This window comes from Vallitalea sediminicola (genome assembly GCF_054408565.1).
This window is the reverse complement of record NZ_BTPT01000271.1, coordinates 1-226: the sequence shown is the minus strand read 5'-3', so window position 1 is coordinate 226 and position 226 is coordinate 1. Positions and strand designations below refer to the sequence as shown.

Below are 226 nucleotides of genomic sequence, written 5' to 3'. Positions count from 1 at the left end.
GAAGTTTATAGAGATAATGGTTATTCAGGTGTTGTAATTACTGACCATTATAGACCAGTATTCTTTAATACTAGTGAATTTGCAACTTGGGAAGAAAAGGTAGAGGACTTTTTAAGAGGGTATAGGAACGCAAAATACCAAGGTGATAAATACGATATGGATGTATTACTAGGAATTGAGTTGGCTTTTAATAATACAAAAACAAATGATTTTCTCATATATGGTA

General features: G+C 31.0%; 1 pseudogene. It reads left to right on the top strand.

The window, feature by feature from the left end:
- Nucleotides 1-226, top strand: a pseudogene (locus ACX6CF_RS26710) (histidinol-phosphatase); the annotation flags it as partial.